At 48.1% G+C, this 514-nt stretch carries 1 protein-coding gene; it reads right to left on the reverse strand.

Features of this window, described 5'->3' with window-relative positions; translation table 11 throughout:
* A partial coding sequence (locus R7Q09_RS28485) for a glutamine amidotransferase-related protein (RefSeq protein WP_411913139.1) occupies nt 1–335 on the reverse strand: 335 nt, incomplete at its 3' end.
* Nucleotides 336–514 lie beyond the last annotated feature (179 nt).

A 514-nucleotide genomic window follows, 5' to 3' on the forward strand; every position in this document is an offset into this window, starting at 1 on the left:
CGACCCGTATGGCGGATAGGCGATGTTTTACCATGCATGACTTGTCTCGCACGCACAACTTCGCCACCGAACACTTGCGCAATGGCTTGATGGCCGAGGCACACCCCTAAAATAGGAAGCTTACCGGCAAAATGCTCTATGGCTTGCAGGGAAATACCCGCTTCGTTTGGCGTACAAGGCCCAGGGGAAATCACCAAATGGGTTGGATTGAGGGCTTCGATACCTTGAATGTCGATTTCGTCATTGCGCACGACCTTTACCTGAGCACCAAGCTCGCAAAAGTATTGGTAAAGGTTGTAAGTGAAAGAATCGTAGTTATCGATGATCAACAACATAACGTGTCGGCTGCTCCAATCCGTTTTGGCAAGGCTTAAGGATCAATTGTCTGGTTTACCACAATTGAGGGCGGTATTTTGCAACACCCAATTAGAAAGGCAAGTCTTTGCGCAATAAAAAGGCCAGCATCGGCTGGCCTTTGAGTTTTACAGCTATGTTTTTAGGACAGGAGTGGCTT

The organism is Vibrio sp. 2130-1, from assembly GCF_033339515.1.